This window comes from Chryseobacterium aurantiacum (genome assembly GCF_003020585.1).
Classification (GTDB): Bacteria; Bacteroidota; Bacteroidia; order Flavobacteriales; family Weeksellaceae; genus Chryseobacterium; species Chryseobacterium aurantiacum.
This window is the reverse complement of record NZ_PXUE01000001.1, coordinates 162,331-177,602: the sequence shown is the minus strand read 5'-3', so window position 1 is coordinate 177,602 and position 15,272 is coordinate 162,331. Positions and strand designations below refer to the sequence as shown.

Annotated in this window: 14 protein-coding genes; 5 read left to right on the top strand and 9 right to left on the bottom strand. The window is 34.6% G+C overall.

Annotated elements, in window-relative coordinates:
* Nucleotide 1: 1 nt before the first annotated feature.
* The 7 genes from C7D53_RS00755 to C7D53_RS00725 all read right to left on the bottom strand — a co-directional run bounded on the left by C7D53_RS00755 (nucleotide 2) and on the right by C7D53_RS00725 (nucleotide 7,873).
* The gene (locus C7D53_RS00755) at nucleotides 2–1,108 is read right to left on the bottom strand and encodes a tetratricopeptide repeat protein (protein ID WP_228422134.1); all 1,107 of its coding nucleotides are present in this window, start codon (nucleotides 1,106–1,108) and stop codon (nucleotides 2–4) included.
* Nucleotides 1,105–2,592, bottom strand: coding sequence for a hypothetical protein (locus tag C7D53_RS00750; RefSeq protein ID WP_106914523.1), 1,488 nt, complete (start codon nucleotides 2,590–2,592; stop codon nucleotides 1,105–1,107). Before C7D53_RS00750 ends, C7D53_RS00755 begins: the two co-directional genes overlap by 4 nt.
* Before the next feature lie 174 nt (nucleotides 2,593–2,766).
* On the bottom strand, nucleotides 2,767–3,411 hold the full coding sequence (locus tag C7D53_RS00745; protein WP_106914522.1) for a hypothetical protein: 645 nt from the start codon (nucleotides 3,409–3,411) through the stop codon (nucleotides 2,767–2,769).
* A 1,172-nt stretch (nucleotides 3,412–4,583) separates the two neighbouring features.
* A complete protein-coding gene (locus C7D53_RS00740) occupies nucleotides 4,584–5,519 on the bottom strand; it encodes a hypothetical protein (RefSeq protein ID WP_106914521.1) in 936 nt (311 codons plus the stop codon).
* Nucleotides 5,520–5,521: 2 nt separating this feature from the next.
* Nucleotides 5,522–5,800 (bottom strand): helix-turn-helix domain-containing protein, encoded by a 279-nt coding sequence (locus tag C7D53_RS00735; RefSeq protein WP_106915531.1) that lies wholly within the window; start codon nucleotides 5,798–5,800, stop codon nucleotides 5,522–5,524.
* Between the two features lie 61 nt (nucleotides 5,801–5,861).
* The gene (locus C7D53_RS00730; protein ID WP_106914520.1) at nucleotides 5,862–6,620 is read right to left on the bottom strand and encodes a polysaccharide deacetylase family protein; all 759 of its coding nucleotides are present in this window, start codon (nucleotides 6,618–6,620) and stop codon (nucleotides 5,862–5,864) included.
* A 5-nt stretch (nucleotides 6,621–6,625) separates the two neighbouring features.
* Nucleotides 6,626–7,873, bottom strand: a complete 1,248-nt coding sequence (locus tag C7D53_RS00725) for a site-specific integrase (RefSeq protein ID WP_106915530.1) — start codon at nucleotides 7,871–7,873, stop codon at nucleotides 6,626–6,628.
* 659 nt (nucleotides 7,874–8,532) lie between these two features.
* Between C7D53_RS00725 and C7D53_RS00720 the strand changes: the two genes are divergently transcribed.
* From C7D53_RS00720 to pyk, 5 genes are read left to right on the top strand one after another with little or no spacing between them, the layout of a single operon-like run.
* The gene (locus C7D53_RS00720; protein WP_002976354.1) at nucleotides 8,533–8,772 is read left to right on the top strand and encodes an acyl carrier protein; all 240 of its coding nucleotides are present in this window, start codon (nucleotides 8,533–8,535) and stop codon (nucleotides 8,770–8,772) included.
* 33 nt (nucleotides 8,773–8,805) lie between these two features.
* Nucleotides 8,806–10,050, top strand: coding sequence for a beta-ketoacyl-ACP synthase II (gene fabF / locus C7D53_RS00715; RefSeq protein ID WP_106914519.1), 1,245 nt, complete (start codon nucleotides 8,806–8,808; stop codon nucleotides 10,048–10,050).
* A 9-nt stretch (nucleotides 10,051–10,059) separates the two neighbouring features.
* Nucleotides 10,060–10,824: a ribonuclease III gene (gene rnc / locus C7D53_RS00710; protein WP_106914518.1), complete on the top strand. Its 765-nt coding sequence runs from the start codon at nucleotides 10,060–10,062 to the stop codon at nucleotides 10,822–10,824.
* Entirely contained in the window at nucleotides 10,802–11,275 is a 474-nt protein-coding gene (locus C7D53_RS00705) for an IPExxxVDY family protein (protein WP_076354982.1), read from the top strand. The genes rnc and C7D53_RS00705 overlap by 23 nt, the downstream gene beginning before the upstream one ends.
* Nucleotides 11,268–12,713, top strand: coding sequence for a pyruvate kinase (gene pyk / locus C7D53_RS00700; RefSeq protein ID WP_106914517.1), 1,446 nt, complete (start codon nucleotides 11,268–11,270; stop codon nucleotides 12,711–12,713). The genes C7D53_RS00705 and pyk overlap by 8 nt, the downstream gene beginning before the upstream one ends.
* A gap of 129 nt (nucleotides 12,714–12,842) precedes the next feature.
* Here the strand turns inward: pyk and C7D53_RS00695 are convergent, their stop codons facing one another.
* Both C7D53_RS00695 and hutG read right to left on the bottom strand, forming a co-directional pair.
* Complete coding sequence (locus C7D53_RS00695; protein WP_106914516.1) at nucleotides 12,843–14,135, bottom strand: aldehyde dehydrogenase family protein; 1,293 nt, start codon at nucleotides 14,133–14,135, stop codon at nucleotides 12,843–12,845.
* 133 nt (nucleotides 14,136–14,268) lie between these two features.
* The gene (hutG, locus tag C7D53_RS00690) at nucleotides 14,269–15,192 is read right to left on the bottom strand and encodes a formimidoylglutamase (protein WP_106914515.1); all 924 of its coding nucleotides are present in this window, start codon (nucleotides 15,190–15,192) and stop codon (nucleotides 14,269–14,271) included.
* Nucleotides 15,193–15,272: the final 80 nt, after the last annotated feature.

Sequence of the window (15,272 nt, the reverse complement as noted above, 5' to 3'; positions counted from 1 at the left end):
GTTATTTTGTAAAGTTGTTTAATAATTTTTTGTTCTCAAATTTTTCTCTTTCAGTTTTTAGTGACACCAACCAATCTAAATACATTTCTTCGGGCATTTGTCGGTAGCCTATTTCGTAAATATGTCCGTACTCCTTATTCATCAATTCAAACAGTTCTTTCGCTTTTGGGTCTTGCTGTTGTACGAGTTTTAAATTTTCGGCATTATCTGTTTTCAGGTTGTGTCTATCCATCAATTTAGTAAACTGCTCTTTGTGGGTTTCTGCTTGTAATATCAGTGCTTTAGCAAAATTTGGATAGACTTCTAATGCTCTGACAAGCGTTTTTAAAACAAATTCTCCGTCATTACTGGGAAAACTTCTATTGTAAGCCTGTGCTAAATCAAATAAGCATAATGCTAAACTTTCCTTGTTGTTCAGGGCTTTCATAAATACACCATTTTTAATGGCATCCAAATGAATATACCCCGAAGCTGTCAACCACGCATCAATAGGAAAAATACCGCTTGTAAGCTCCGTATTGAACCAACCACCTGCTTTAATGTTATGCTTGATATAAACATGGTTCGGTGCTAACGCTAAATTGGCATCTGCTCCGATTTCCTCTGCCAAAATCTTGTATAGATACGGCATTGAATTGCAGTTTCCTTTTTTCGTTACCAATAACTTTGATACAAACAGGTTGCTAATATCATTATGTCCGAACACATCTGTAAAATCATAAGTAAATGGTTTGTACTGTATCACAGTATCTTTGTAGGCAACAGGTAAGGTTTGGCACATAATGGAATATACTGTTGCATACTTGCTTACCTTGTCTTTATCGGATTCTTTGTATGTTAAATCTCGGCTCTTCAAAATAGAGTTTGCGAAGTTCTTTAAAAAGCCGATTTCTCCGTTTAATTTGTTAATATCTAACTTCCCTTGATAATAGGCATTTTCCACGCTAAAAACGGCTTCTTTGAAGCTGTACAGCTGTGTATCATTAAGCATATTATCAATAGTCTGGTAGGAATCATTGTAAAACTGATTATTTTGTGCTTTTATGCTTGTAATACTGCTGATAAAAAGTATTGTAAAGAGTTTAATGTGTAATAGTTTTTTCATCATAATTTTGTTGGGTCTATTGGGAAATATTGGGCTTTTCCCTTTGATTTCTCTGATTCTTTTTTCTTCTGTTCCTGTGCTTTTCTTACTGCTTCCTGCTGTTGTTTATCTATTTGTTTTTGACGTTGGTACAGATATATTTTTTGTGCGAGTGCTTCGCTTTCCTGTTTATTCTTCTCCGTTTTCAGACTTGTCAACCACGATTCATAAGCTGATGCAGGCATTTCCGTATAACCAAGTTCATCAATCTTGTTAAATTGCTGATTAACATTATTTAGTTGTTCAATCGCCTTTGGGAAATATCCAATCCTCTGTAAATCTTGTCTGTTTTCGGGATTGATTCCTAAGTTTTTCATTACACGGGCAAATCTTGCCTGACTTACATTTGCCTTTTCCATGTTCGGAGCAAGTCCGTTCGGATAAAGTTCTAACGCCTTTTCTACTACCTTGCCTACAAACTCGTCATATCCAAATTTTTTAACATATCCTCTCGCCAAATCGAAATAAGCCATTCCTAATAATTCATTTTTGGAAAGGTTTTCCATGTATGCTTTATTCTGCAAGGCTTCGGACTTGATGTAACCAGATTCTAACAAAGAGGTATCCGTTGAAAACATACCGTTGGTAAGTTCAATATTTCTGTACTGTCCTTCATCATCCATAAAACGAACGTAAGAATGATTCGGAGCTAATGACAAGTGCGCTTCTGCTCCCATAGCTTCTGCAATAATCAGGTATAATAAAGGCATTGAGTGGCATTGTCCTGAACCCGTCTTTAGCAATTTAGAAACGAACATCTTTGAGTAATCTTTTTCGCCCATATAATCCTTAAAATCATATTCAAAGGCTTTATGGGTTGTTCCTCCTAATTTCATATCCTTAGAAAAATATTCAAACAACATCAGGTTTTTAGAAACATTGCTTTCCGTGTCCTGCTTTCGTTCCTTCATTTTCTGCAATAATTGTTTGGCTGTTTTTTGGATTCCCGATTTGAAGCCTTTTAAATCTCGTTTATTGTCGTAATAAGCATTTTCTACTGTAAAATTGACATCAGCTAACGAGTAATTTTCGGAATCCATTCCTGAAAGTGTACTAAAAGCATCATAATAAGATTGTGTTCCTGCTTTTGCTGATAATGACGGTAAATCATACGGCATATTTCTACCGTTGTTTACCCACTCACGGAATTGCATTTCCTGAACTTCTGCCATATCCCTATCTATATTCTGCATGACAGCATTATTCTGTGACCTTGACTGTTGTAGTGCATAATCATTTTGTTGCTGTGCGGAGTTTGAACGATTCGGAATATTGGGAGTATAGTTTCTTGGGGAGCTTCTACCACTTACAGAACTTCCAAAATCATTACTGGAGTAATTGCCTAACCCACTTGCTTGTGGTCTGGAGATAGTAGGTAAGTTAGGAATTTGCGTAAATCCTAACTGATAGATACATAATGAGATAGCGGTAAAATAAATTTTTCGCATTGCATTGGTGTTTTATAGTGACAATTATAATTAAAATGTCTTTAACATATTATAGGTATTTTCACGGTATTTTGAATTTACACCTATATTTTTGACAAATCTAAAAACAGAATGCGACAAAAAACGTCGCATTAACTTTTGATGTCTGTTTTTTTTCTTTTTTTTCTGAGGTTGCTATTTACCCGTTTTGATAATAGGGCTAATTTTCTCCTTAAACGCTTCAAATTCTTCTTTAGTAATAATATCGAGGTCTAACTCCTCCTTTTTCTTTTTAAGAAGTTCTATCGCTTCCTCTCGCGTTAATGGTCGGGTGCTTCTCAACGGCTTAATTTCTCCTTTCATAATAGCATTATCAACCATTGTCAAGGTAATATACTGGTCAAGCAGATTAAAGTTAGTAGAAGGTAAAGGCTTTACATAGAAGAAAACATAATTTTCCAGACCTAAAGAACCTTTATTAAACTGAATCTTTTCAACTGTTACTTTGTAATCTTTGTATTCTTCCTCGACATACCTCATCCCTTTAAGCAATACACCCGCAGGCTTTCCGTAAAAAAGGTATTCGAAATTTCTTTTTTTGCTGAATGCGGATTTTGATTCTCCCGTAGGATTACCAAGCACTAATGTATCTCCAACCTTGTAAACATTCTTATCTGAGGCTAAATAATGTTTAATATCCATTCCCATTTTAAAACTCTTTGCTTCCTGCTTATCAAGCATTTTTGTATAGGTCAAAGTGTCAATTTCAGAGAGCTTTTGCGCATTCGTTGAGGTAAAGACAATAAGAACCAGTCCTGCGATGTAAAATTTTGATTTCATTTATTTGATTTTAATAGGTTTTAAGATTCAGAGGTAAGGCTTTATACACTGTATTAGAGTAAAAGGATTTTTGAGCCTCTTTTGAAGCAAATAAGAATGCAAATACTTAATAATGGATGAGGTTTCCTTACGGGAATCCGCAGGAAAAAACAAAAATTTAGTAAAAACACTTTTTTTCATTCTCAAAAGGTGTTCTACCATGTCTCGAAGTAGAGTAATTATAATGCAAAAGGCGTGAGACAAAAGCCAATCCGTTACAGAGGCACTCGGATGCCTAAAGACCAGAAAGACTTCGCCCACGCCCACTATAAGGCACGGGCGTAAGTCTATCGAGTTTGGTCTTTTAGAAGATTCCGAGTTTTCTGTAACCGACACGATAGCTTACGCTTGTTTATCGTAAAAATTTGAATGTCAAAAGTAGTGTTTTTTTCTTTCCTGCAAAATGAATATAAAAACGAAAAATTGAGAGTTTTGTTTTGGCATTGCTACTATAGTCGTTTTTTACATGGCAACTGATTCGAGTTATTCGCTGTAACATCTATTGATAGTGGCATTACAGCAGTTTTTTATCACCCGAAATAGATTTTAATAAAAAGACCGCTTTTTTGCTTTTCAGTTCTTTCTACTTTCTAAAGTCAAACATCTTTAAACAGACAGTTTAAAGTGTTCATTTACTTTATTCTTTTGAAAAGTATCTAATCATGAAAAGTATATTTATATGATATTCTAAAAATAATTTTTCCTGCGGAAAACATTGCTTTATTTGACATGAGAGAAAGAAAAACGGTGAAAAACACTTTTTATTAAAATTAGAAAGCCTCTTTAGCTGAAAACATAGTAAAGCGAAAAAGAGATGAAAAAGGCTATGAACAAAGCTTTTTCGTTTCTTAAAAGGAAGCTTTACACCTGACTCATGTTGTGTTTACTTTTCCTCTCCCATTGGCGTACCATAACGTGACATATATTTACGCTTCTTTTTGTAAGCAAAGCACCATGAATAGGAAGAAATAGGCTACTTCACAAAATCATTCAATTTGCCTTTTTTGTTTCTCATAACATCTATACTTGCAATATTATAAGTGTAGGCTTACGAATCTTTGAATAGCACAATACTACTTGAGTTTTACTGCTCGGGTTTATTTATGTATAAAAAAATCCCCATGTTTCCGAACTCACATTTGAACTTCGGAAACATGGGATTTTGTAAAATATTCTTTTTGCAAGAGCTCTAAAGTCCATATAACATTTTCTTTGACAATCGATAAATAATTTTCGTCACCATATTTTTTAATGATAGTACGAAATTTATCTTTTGCGCTCCTGCGTTCCTCCGCATCCAACCCCCTATACAAGGTGTTTTTTTGCTTTTTATTTTTCCTGCACCAATATTCACTATTTCGATACTTTGCCAGTTCTACCTGTTGTTTGGTCGTTAATTCGTTTTCGTTTATACTCCAATCATCGAAAATAAAAAGGTTGAATATTTTTAATAGTTCATTTGCAAGTTTTTGTACATTTAATTTTTTGAATAGGTCTGCCAGTGTATAAATACCCTTTGCACGCAAATAACCACTATCCTTAACCTTTCTTTCAATTCTTAGAACATGGGTAGATAGACGGCATTGAAAACTCTTGCTATAAAACTTATCCTCATACTCTGTAAGGGTAAATTTACGCCCAATCTTTCCCATACGGTCAAAAGATGTGTGTCCATAGGCAATCAATCGGTTAATAAAATCGAACGGGTCAAAATCAATTGGTACATTTATTCCGAACTCCAGTTTTAATATCAAACAATCTCTAAGTTTAATACCGAATTTATCTAACAAATGAGTAAACGCCTCTTCTATCTCAGTAAGTGTAATAGAACTGTAATTGTTTCCGTTCCAGTACTTATGGATACTACCACTTATCCACACCCTGCCTGTTTCAAATTGAGTAAGCTCAAAACAACATCCTTTTATATCGAATATTTTTAAGTAGGCTTTGTAGTTCTTTCCTGTTATATCTCCTGTTTTTTTGCCCGTAAGTATTTCCCAGTCTAATTTTTCTATAAGAATATCCGAAAAAGGTCTTAATACCTCTATTTTAAGCCAGTCGTAGCACATAGCTATTTTTTTAGGATTAGACTTTCTAATAGCTCACTCTTTTTGTAATAACGACGATTGGCTATACCATAGGCTTTTACTTTGCCTTTATTTGTCCAGTGCCATAATGTAGAGGCATCAATTTTGAGTAGTTCACATACCTCAGCACGAGTTAACAGCTCTTCGGAGTCTTTAGGAGAGTAGGATTTTAAAACCTCTTCCAACTGAATACGTACAGTTTCGCTAATAAGCTCCGAAAGAGCGTCTTTGTCAATGCTTTGTAAAATGATTGCTTTGTCCATATCTGTTTGCTTTGAGAGCAAAATTAGATGCATTGCAAACCATACAAATTATTGATACGTATTACTTTTGTATTGTTTTTGATTCATGTTGAATAGTATTGTATTTATCGAGAAACTCATCGCAAAGCTCAATATTATTTTCAATACAATATTCATAAATTATTTGTGTATGATCGGGGTCGAAATAAATATTTTTATTTCTATCAGGAGTACTATTATCAAAAGAAGAACTAAAATACGGAGCATAACTTTTATTTCCCAATTCACCAGCTATAAAATCAAAAGATTTTAACCGCCCATTAAGTTGCTTTTCCTTTCTCATTCTGTATAAATCCCCGTTTGCAATATGTATTCCCGCCTTAAACCAAACTCTATCCATAAAATCACTAACGCTTTGAGTACTTTCATTTATTTTTTTGGTAGAATACTTTTGTTCTAACTGAATTACTCCTATAAGCTCTTCAATACGACTTTTAAAATATTTGTATTGAATTTTATTGATAAGGTTATCCGCTTTGCGTGTTTTCAGTGCATTTAATAGTAACTGATACATATCTAAGAATATAACCAAGTCATACTCTTTAGTCTGAATTTTTTTAAACTCCTCACTGTAAAATGCGTCAATACAGTGCTTAAAATCCTCATTAAATATATCCTTTGAATCGTAATCAGGCTTCCTGCCTGCCAGCCTTTTAAATCGCTCTACATAAGCTTTTCTTAAATGAAAATTTTCATCGATGTTAATAAATTCAGGACGCTTTTGTAAAAAATCTTCAATCGGTATTTTGTTACCATCTTCGTCTATAATGTGTGTAATCATAAAGCCTAAAAATAATTAAACAGTTCAAGCGCAGTATCTTTTGTACTTTTCCCTATATATTCTAAAAACATTCTTTCGGTAGTGTGTCCCGTCATAAAAATTAAATGGCTTGTAGGTATTTTACCATAGAAGTTGGTGGCAAAAGAACGCCGTCCTATATGCGAGGATACAAGCTCCCATTTTTCATATATTCCTTCATCTTTCCTATATTTCCCGCTGTTTAACTCTACTTCCATTTTTTTGCTACCCTCAATTTCTTGATTTATTTTCGCTTTTTTACAAACCTCTTTTAAATAATCATTATATTTTTGGTCGGATATTTTGTTGGGAAACTCCCCACCTCTTTTTTCTAATATCTGCATTACTTTAGGAAGCACTGGGATAGTCATTAATTTATTGGTTTTCTTTTGTCTAAATTCAAGCAGGGATTTACCATTTTCTACACGTATCATACCTGTATTAAAATTCATAAAATCAGATATTCTCTGCCCTGTATAGCACGAAATAATTAGCCAGTCCCTAACATTTGAAAGGCTATCGCTTAGCTCCGCTTTCTCTATTTGTTCAAGTTCGGAAAGTGATAAATAAGGGTGCTTAATTTCTTTTTTTACTTTTATTCGCAATTTGCTGAGGTTTCTATCTACCTCTAATCCTTTTTCGTAGGCATAATTGCAAAAAGTTTTAATAAATACTAAATCTCTTTGCACAGTACCAATAGCGTAATTTTCCTTTGTACAGTACGCTATAAAATTATTTTTGAATTGTTCGTTAATCTCCGAAATAAGTAAGGTTACTTTTTTTTCTTTTTCGTAACGCTCTAATTTATGCTTGACTACATTTAGCTTTTTAACTGTAGAGGGAGTAATATCATTCCCTTTCTCTTGTATATAATAATCAACAAACTGTATTAGTCCTTGCGGGATTCGAACCCTATCAGGTTCTCTGTTATAATAGCTATCTATTTTTGTTTGTAGCCAAACTTTATCAATCTCAGTCGGCAAGGCTTTTTCAAACGCATTTAAAACGAAGTTCTGAATATCGTTTATCTCTGTGTTTACCTCCCTTTGCCTGTTTGCTATTTCAATGGTTTTAGGGCGCTTTTGGTCGTGATATTTTTCCCAGTACTCTTTATCTACTTTTAGCAGGGTTTTTGCCCCGTACACATAATCTACTCCATCACACCTAAATAATAACCTTATGTTGAGGGGTGCTTGCTCTTTGGCAGAGCGGTAAAGAAAGTTTATTGTAGCCAAGTCTTTTTGTTTTACCGTACAAATATATAAAATACTGTACGGTTTTTGTACGGTAAATTTCAATTTAATTAAATTCACCTCAACTTAAATCAAAATAAACCAGTTCTAAAATCATACTTAAACCATTGTAAACAAAGGTAATTACATTTAAAACAGGTGCTTTATAAGATTTGTAAAATTGAATTATTCGTACTCCCTCCAACTCCACAAAAACACTGATATTTTCAGTGTTTTTTTTTATTTTACTCCCTACCTATCCTCCCCCTTCTACTCTATTATATATAAGTAAAGAACTTTTACACATCTGTCAAAATCAGTATTTATAATTTTTGAATACAACCATTGAAAAACACTCTTTCAAAAAACTGATATTTTAATTTCTCAACATCAAAAAACACGCTCTTTTGATTCTTTTTTATGTTAAATAGGATCAAAATCGACGTTTTTAAAATATTTTACACCCTAAATAAGTCAGCTAAACAGAAAATAAAAATTAATCATCTATAATACAATGAAATATAAATAGCTGAAAATTAAAACACTAAAGCTACCCAATCTAAAATGACAGCTACGTGTCCACAAAAAAGACTAAAAAAATGTTTTATCGTAAAGAATTTTATATATTTGCACCATCTAACAATTAAAAAAAATAATTTACTATGTCAGACATTGCATCAAGAGTAAAAGCTATCATCGCTGATAAGCTTGACGTTGAAGAAACAGAAGTAACTCCTGAAGCTAGCTTCACTAACGATTTAGGAGCTGATTCACTAGATACAGTTGAACTAATCATGGAATTTGAAAAAGAATTTAACATTCAAATCCCTGATGATCAAGCTGAAAAAATTACTACTGTAGGACACGCTATCGCTTACATCGAAGAAGTAGTAAATAAATAATATTCTTCAACAAAAAGAAATTAAACAAAGTTTATGGAATTAAAAAGAGTAGTTGTAACCGGATTTGGAGCAATAACACCAATTGGAAATAATGCAAAAGAATACTGGGAAAATCTTGTGAAAGGTGAGAGCGGAGCCGCTCCGATTACTCTTTTTGATGCCACAAACTTTAAAACAAAGTTCGCTTGCGAGGTAAAAAATTTCGATCCATTACAGCATTTCGATAAGAAAGAAGCTAAAAAAATGGACCGAAATACTCAATTGGGACTTGTTGCCGCTAGAGAAGCAGTAGCACATTCCAGAATTATGGAAGACAATGTGGATAAAAACAGAGTCGGTGTAATCTGGGGTTCCGGAATCGGAGGTTTAGAGACTTTTGAAACAGAAGTTTTAGGATGGGCTAATACGGAAATTCCGAGATTCAACCCGTTTTTTATTCCTAAGATGATTGCGGACATCACTCCTGGACATATTTCTATTGAATATGGTTTCCATGGGCCCAATTATACTACTGTATCTGCATGTGCTTCTTCAGCAAATGCTATTATCGATTCCAAAATGCTGATCCAACTAGGAAAAGCAGATGTAATTGTATGCGGAGGCTCTGAAGCAGCCGTTACAGCAAGTGGTGTCGGTGGATTTAATGCAATGATGGCACTTTCTACAAGAAATGATGATCCAAAAACAGCTTCAAGACCTTTTGACAAAGACAGAGATGGATTTGTACTAGGTGAAGGGGCAGGATCTATTATTCTTGAAGAATATGAGCACGCGGTAAAACGTGGTGCAACAATTTATGCAGAATTACTAGGAGGAGGTCTAAGTGCTGATGCACATCATATGACTGCTCCGCATCCTGAAGGTCTTGGTGCTTATCTGGTAATGAAAAGTTGTCTGGAAGATGCAGGTTTAACTGCTGATGAAGTAGATCACATCAATATGCATGGTACATCTACTCCATTAGGAGACATCGCAGAATCCAATGCAATTTCAAAGTTATTAGGCGAGCATGCTTTTGACATTCAGATTAATTCTACAAAATCAATGACGGGTCACCTTTTAGGTGCTGCTGGTGTTATTGAAGCTATCGCTGCATTGGGAACTATTATTCATGGTACTGTTCCTCCTACCATCAACCATTTCACTGATGATGAAAATATTGACAGCAGACTAAACTTTACGTTTAACACTGCTGTGAAGAAAGATGTAAAAGTAGCCATGAGCAATACTTTTGGATTTGGCGGGCATAATGCTTGCGTTCTATTTAAGAAAATCTAAATTCAATGAATGGAGTTACAGAAATACTTTTCTAAATTCCTTCTCAAAAAAAGAAAAAGACAATTAACGGAAAGAGATTATTTTCTCAGTACCGAGCTTAAAAAAGTTCTAGGTACAGAGGTACAAAATATTGCTCTTTATCGTGAGGCTTTTTCTTTAAAAAATTCTTCTAAAAATCAAGACAGCAACTACGAAAGACTTGAATTTTTGGGAGATTCTGTTTTGGGTACAATTATATCTTGTCATTTGTTCCAGACCTATCCTCAAGCCAATGAAGGATACCTGACACAGATGAAATCTAAGATTGTTAATAGGAAAAATCTCAATAAATTAGGAGAAGACCTTAAGCTCACAAGTCTTCTGCAAAAGCAGAATAATTCTTCGGCTTTAGGGGAAAATATCTCCGGAAACTTATTTGAAGCCCTTATTGGTGCTGTATATTTGGACTTCCATTATGATGCTTGCAGAAGAATCATTTTGGAAAAACTTTTGACCCCTTCCGAGATTAACAAGCTTGAAAACAAAATTGTAAGCTACAAAGGTCTCCTTCTTGAATGGAGCCAAAAGAAGAAGGTAAATATAAAGTACGAAACCTGTGAGGAAATACAGGCCAATAAAGCCATTGTATTTCGATGTCATGTATGGTTGGGAGATGAAAAGATTGCCAATGCATCAGAAACTTCCAAGAAAAAAGCAGAAGAAAAAGCTGCACAAAGGGCATTTTATATTTTAAATAAAAAAGAAAATATACTTGGAAATTCAAAAACTTTATGATCTTGATGATATAGAATTTGAAGATATTGCCATAGGATTGGTAAGATTAGCAAAAGATATACCCGCTCATGAGTTTTTCTACAAAATAAATCAAAATAACAATCTCAGTTTTTCAAGAAAAAAAGATCTTGTTTTTCATGGGGATTACTTTGACTATTTTTTCCCAAGATATGAGGCCTACCACAAGTTTTCAAAGACCTGCTTTACCTTTATTTCTAATAAATCTTCGGAAAGTAAGCAAAAAAAAGTTCAAACCGAGCTCTTTACAGAAGAAGAAAATATTAAGTTTTTATTAAATAATCAGGTAGATGTAGAATATATTCTGCATAGTTCGGAACAGTTTCCTGATTTTTCCGTAATTTTGCTCCCTGAAAATCTTGTGTTTCCAATTCAAGATTATACACTGAGTTCTGATGAGGAACTTTATCAAATTATCCAGTATTATGAATAAGTATTTAAAGAAGACAAAAATTATCGCAACACTAGGCCCTGCTTCGTCATCGAAGGAGGTGATGTTAGATTTAATGAAAGCGGGTGTTGATATTTTCAGAATAAATTTTTCACATGCAGATTACGACTTAGTTCGAAAAAATATTGAAATAATTAGAGAGCTCAATAATGAGTATGGTTATTCAGTGGGTATTTTGGGAGACCTTCAGGGGCCTAAACTAAGAGTAGGTGTTGTAAAGGAAGGTTCTTACCTAAACCCTGGAGATATTCTTACTTTCACCAATGAGAAGATAGAGGGTGACTCTACTAAGGTATACATGACCTACCAACAGTTCCCACAGGACGTAAAAGTAGGTGAAAGAATCCTTATTGATGATGGTAAGCTGGTGTTGGAGGTTACTGAAACCAATGAAATTGATACTGTAAAGGCTAAAACAATTCAAGGGGGGCCTCTGAGCTCTAAGAAAGGAGTAAACCTGCCTAATACGCTTGTATCTCTTCCTGCATTGACAGAAAAAGACATCCAAGATGCTAATTTCATGCTTGATATGGAAGTAGACTGGATTGCTCTTTCTTTCGTACGTCATGCTCAGGATATCATTGACCTGAAAGAATTAATTTCAAAACATCCAAACGGTAAATTCAAGACTCCAATTATTGCGAAGATTGAAAAACCTGAGGGGGTTAAAAATATTGAGGAAATTTTATTGGAATGTGACGGATTAATGGTTGCCCGTGGTGACCTTGGAGTTGAAGTCCCAATGGAAGAAGTTCCTGCTATCCAAAAAAATCTGGTAGAAAAGGCAAGATTCTATTCTAAGCCGGTAATTATTGCTACCCAGATGATGGAAACTATGATTAACAGCTTAACTCCAACAAGAGCAGAGGTGAACGACGTTGCTAACTCTGTATTGGATGGTGCTGATGCTGTAATGCTTTCTGGTGAGACTTCTGTAGGTAGATATCCGGTACAGGTGGTAGAAAACATGGCTAAAATTGTGAAAAACATTGAAACCACTCACTTCTACCAACACAAGAATGAACCTATTGAAAAAGACTACAACTGTATTGACGAAAGATTCATTACCAACAGAGTATGTCTTGCAGCAGTAAGAATTGCTAAAACAACCAATGTTTCTGCTATTGTAACACTTACTCACTCGGGATATACGGCTTTCCAGCTTGCAGCTCACAGACCAAACTCTCAGATTATTGTCTACAGTGGAAACAAAAGGGTTATCACAATGCTAAACCTTCTTTGGGGTGTTCACGCTTACTACTATGATATGAAAAAGTCTACTGACGAAACGATCATTCAGGTAAATATGTTAACCCATAATTATGGATATATCGAAACAGGTGACTTTGTAATCAACATTAATGCAACTCCATCATACGAGGGTGGAAAAACAAATACGTTGAGATTAACAACAGTTTAGGCAAAATCGTAAAATATCGAAATAGCTTAAGTTCAAGATAAAAAAGCTCCCGAAAATTAATTTTCGGGAGCTTTTTATTTATTAGCTAGATCTTTATTATCAATCCAATTTACATAATCATTGTACGAATTAATTTCCGACAATAGTTTTTGCCGTTACAAACTCTTTTAATGCCAATAAAGAAAGCTCGGTTCCATATCCTGAGCCCTTGCTTCCACCGAAAGGAAAACGCGGGTCAGAACTTGTCATTCTGTTGATGTTTACTGTTCCGGATTCAAGGTTTTCAATAAAGAATACTTGACGCTCCACTTTCTTTGTCCAAACTGAATTTGAAAGCCCGAAGGGAATATCATTGGCTATTCGTAGAGCTTCTTCATCATTTTTAGCAGTCATTACCATTCCAAGAGGTCCGAAAAGTTCTTCTTTTAGAATTGGATTACCCTCCTTAACTCGGATTAACCCAGGTATAAATTCGTTATCGGAAATTCTTTCTAAAGGAATAATAATTTCTGCTCCATTTTCTAAAGCCCTGTTGAATTGAGCTTCCAGTTCATCTGCCAAGTCCGGTCTTGCCATTCCTGCCAGGTTAGTTTCCTTGTTTAAAGGATCTCCAACTTTATATTTTTTATATTCTTCAATGAATATTGGTAAAAACTCATCTTCAATCTTTTCATCAATGATAAATCTTTTCGCAGCAGTACAAGTTTGTCCACAATTTTGAAGCCTAGATTTTACTCCCGCCTTTGCTGCTTGTTCCAAATCTGCATCATCAAAAATGATAAAAGCATCACTACCACCTAATTCAAGTAGGGACTTCTTGATATTTAATCCAGCTATTGAAGCTACTTCTCCTCCTGCTTTTCCACTACCAGTAAGACTTACTCCTCTTACCACATCATGTTCAAGAATTTCTTTTACTGCTTTATGCCCTACTTCAAGGTTTTGAAAAATCCCCTCAGGGAAACCTGCTTCTCGAAAAGCTTCTTCAATTGCATTACCGCTTCCAAAACATATTGAAGCATGCTTTAATACAACCGTATTTCCTGATAAAATTGCAGGTGTAGCAAATCTTAAGACTTGCCAGAAAGGAAAATTCCAAGGCATTACTCCTAAAATTACACCTTTCGGAACATAATGAACTTCAGAATAAGCAAATTCAGATTCAACTCTTTCGGGTTTCAAAATATTCTCAGCATCCGCATAATACTTCATCATTAAAGCGCATTTCTCCACCTCAGCAATAGATTCTGTGATTGGCTTATTCATTTCAGTAGTAATGATCCTCCCAAACTTCTCTGAATTATTTTTAAAAATTTCTGCTGCTTTGGCAATTAACTTCTGCCTTTCCTCAAACGGCACTTTTCTCCACACTGAAAACGCATCATCTGCTTTAATAAGCTTGTTTTCAATTAATTGTTCCATAATATAATTTCTGTTTTAAATTCAGCTGATGAATTTATGAGCGCTTTTATTTTAAAAGCACGAATAAGTCAGCAAATTCTATTCCTTAAGGGTAAATAAAATAATGATTTTCTCTATCGGAAGAATATACTTGTTACATCATTAGCCATTCATTCACCAGACAAGCTGCCAGTCTTGCCGTTCTATCCTGAATATCGAATGACGGATTGACTTCTGCTACATCCAGTGCAACAAGTTTTTTGTTTTTTAAGATATGTCTGTAAAAATGCATAAAAGCTGTATCTGCAAAGATACCATTATATGCAGAAGCTGAAACTCCGGGAGCAATGGAAGCATTAAAAACATCCATACAAATGGTGAGATAGACAAAATCTACATTATTCAGTAATTCATCAATGCGTTGATAAATTGATGTTAAGTTTTCAAAGAATAATTCATCAGCAAGAACGTACTTCATCCCATACTGATGTGCGGTATCAAAAAGCTTTAAGGTATTGGAGTTCCTTTGAATACCGATATGCAGAGAATTAATAGGTCCATCCTGAGCAATCTGCCAAAATCCTGTTCCTGAGCTTGGCCCCACTCCTTTTTCCGGTTGTCTGTTATCAAAATGGGCATCTATATTGATAATTCCGATTTTTTGTTCCGGAAAAGCTGTTTTTACACCTAAATAATGGGCGTAAGTTACTTCATGACCTCCACCAAGCACTAGGGATTTTCCTCCTTTTAAAAGTACTTTGGATACATTTTTAGCAAGATTATTCTGGGTATTTTCTAAGTTACCATCGTCACAGGTAATATTCCCAAAATCCAATAACCTGAAATCCGGAAGAATCACAGGGAAGTTGGACATATTTTTTCTGATCACATCCGGAGCTTCTTTTGCTCCCTGACGACCTTTATTTCTTCTTACTCCTTCATCAACAGCAAATCCGTGTAAAACGAAATCACCCGTTGAAATATTGTCGTAATTGTGTTCTTCTTTTACTCTCTGAAATAGTCTGTGGAAGAGAAGTTCTTCTCCATCCAATCTACCCTGCCAAATATTTTGAAGCATAATTCTTTAAAAATTCAATTTTAGTCACATCATTATATCCAGTAAAGCTAATTAATATTGTTTATATAAAAAAACTCCTG

Bases quoted from the DNA above. Each gene is read 5' to 3' on its own strand.
- C7D53_RS00735 (WP_106915531.1), bottom strand. From the start codon at position 5,800: ATGGACAAAGCAATCATTTTACAAAGCATTGACAAAGACGCTCTTTCG.
- fabF (WP_106914519.1), top strand. From the start codon at position 8,806: ATGGAATTAAAAAGAGTAGTTGTAACCGGATTTGGAGCAATAACACCA.
- C7D53_RS00740 (WP_106914521.1), bottom strand. From the start codon at position 5,519: ATGTGCTACGACTGGCTTAAAATAGAGGTATTAAGACCTTTTTCGGAT.
- C7D53_RS00695 (WP_106914516.1), bottom strand. From the start codon at position 14,135: ATGGAACAATTAATTGAAAACAAGCTTATTAAAGCAGATGATGCGTTT.
- C7D53_RS00755 (WP_228422134.1), bottom strand. From the start codon at position 1,108: ATGATGAAAAAACTATTACACATTAAACTCTTTACAATACTTTTTATC.
- hutG (WP_106914515.1), bottom strand. From the start codon at position 15,192: ATGCTTCAAAATATTTGGCAGGGTAGATTGGATGGAGAAGAACTTCTC.
- C7D53_RS00745 (WP_106914522.1), bottom strand. From the start codon at position 3,411: ATGAAATCAAAATTTTACATCGCAGGACTGGTTCTTATTGTCTTTACC.
- pyk (WP_106914517.1), top strand. From the start codon at position 11,268: ATGAATAAGTATTTAAAGAAGACAAAAATTATCGCAACACTAGGCCCT.
- C7D53_RS00720 (WP_002976354.1), top strand. From the start codon at position 8,533: ATGTCAGACATTGCATCAAGAGTAAAAGCTATCATCGCTGATAAGCTT.
- C7D53_RS00750 (WP_106914523.1), bottom strand. From the start codon at position 2,592: ATGCGAAAAATTTATTTTACCGCTATCTCATTATGTATCTATCAGTTA.
- C7D53_RS00730 (WP_106914520.1), bottom strand. From the start codon at position 6,620: ATGATTACACACATTATAGACGAAGATGGTAACAAAATACCGATTGAA.
- rnc (WP_106914518.1), top strand. From the start codon at position 10,060: ATGGAGTTACAGAAATACTTTTCTAAATTCCTTCTCAAAAAAAGAAAA.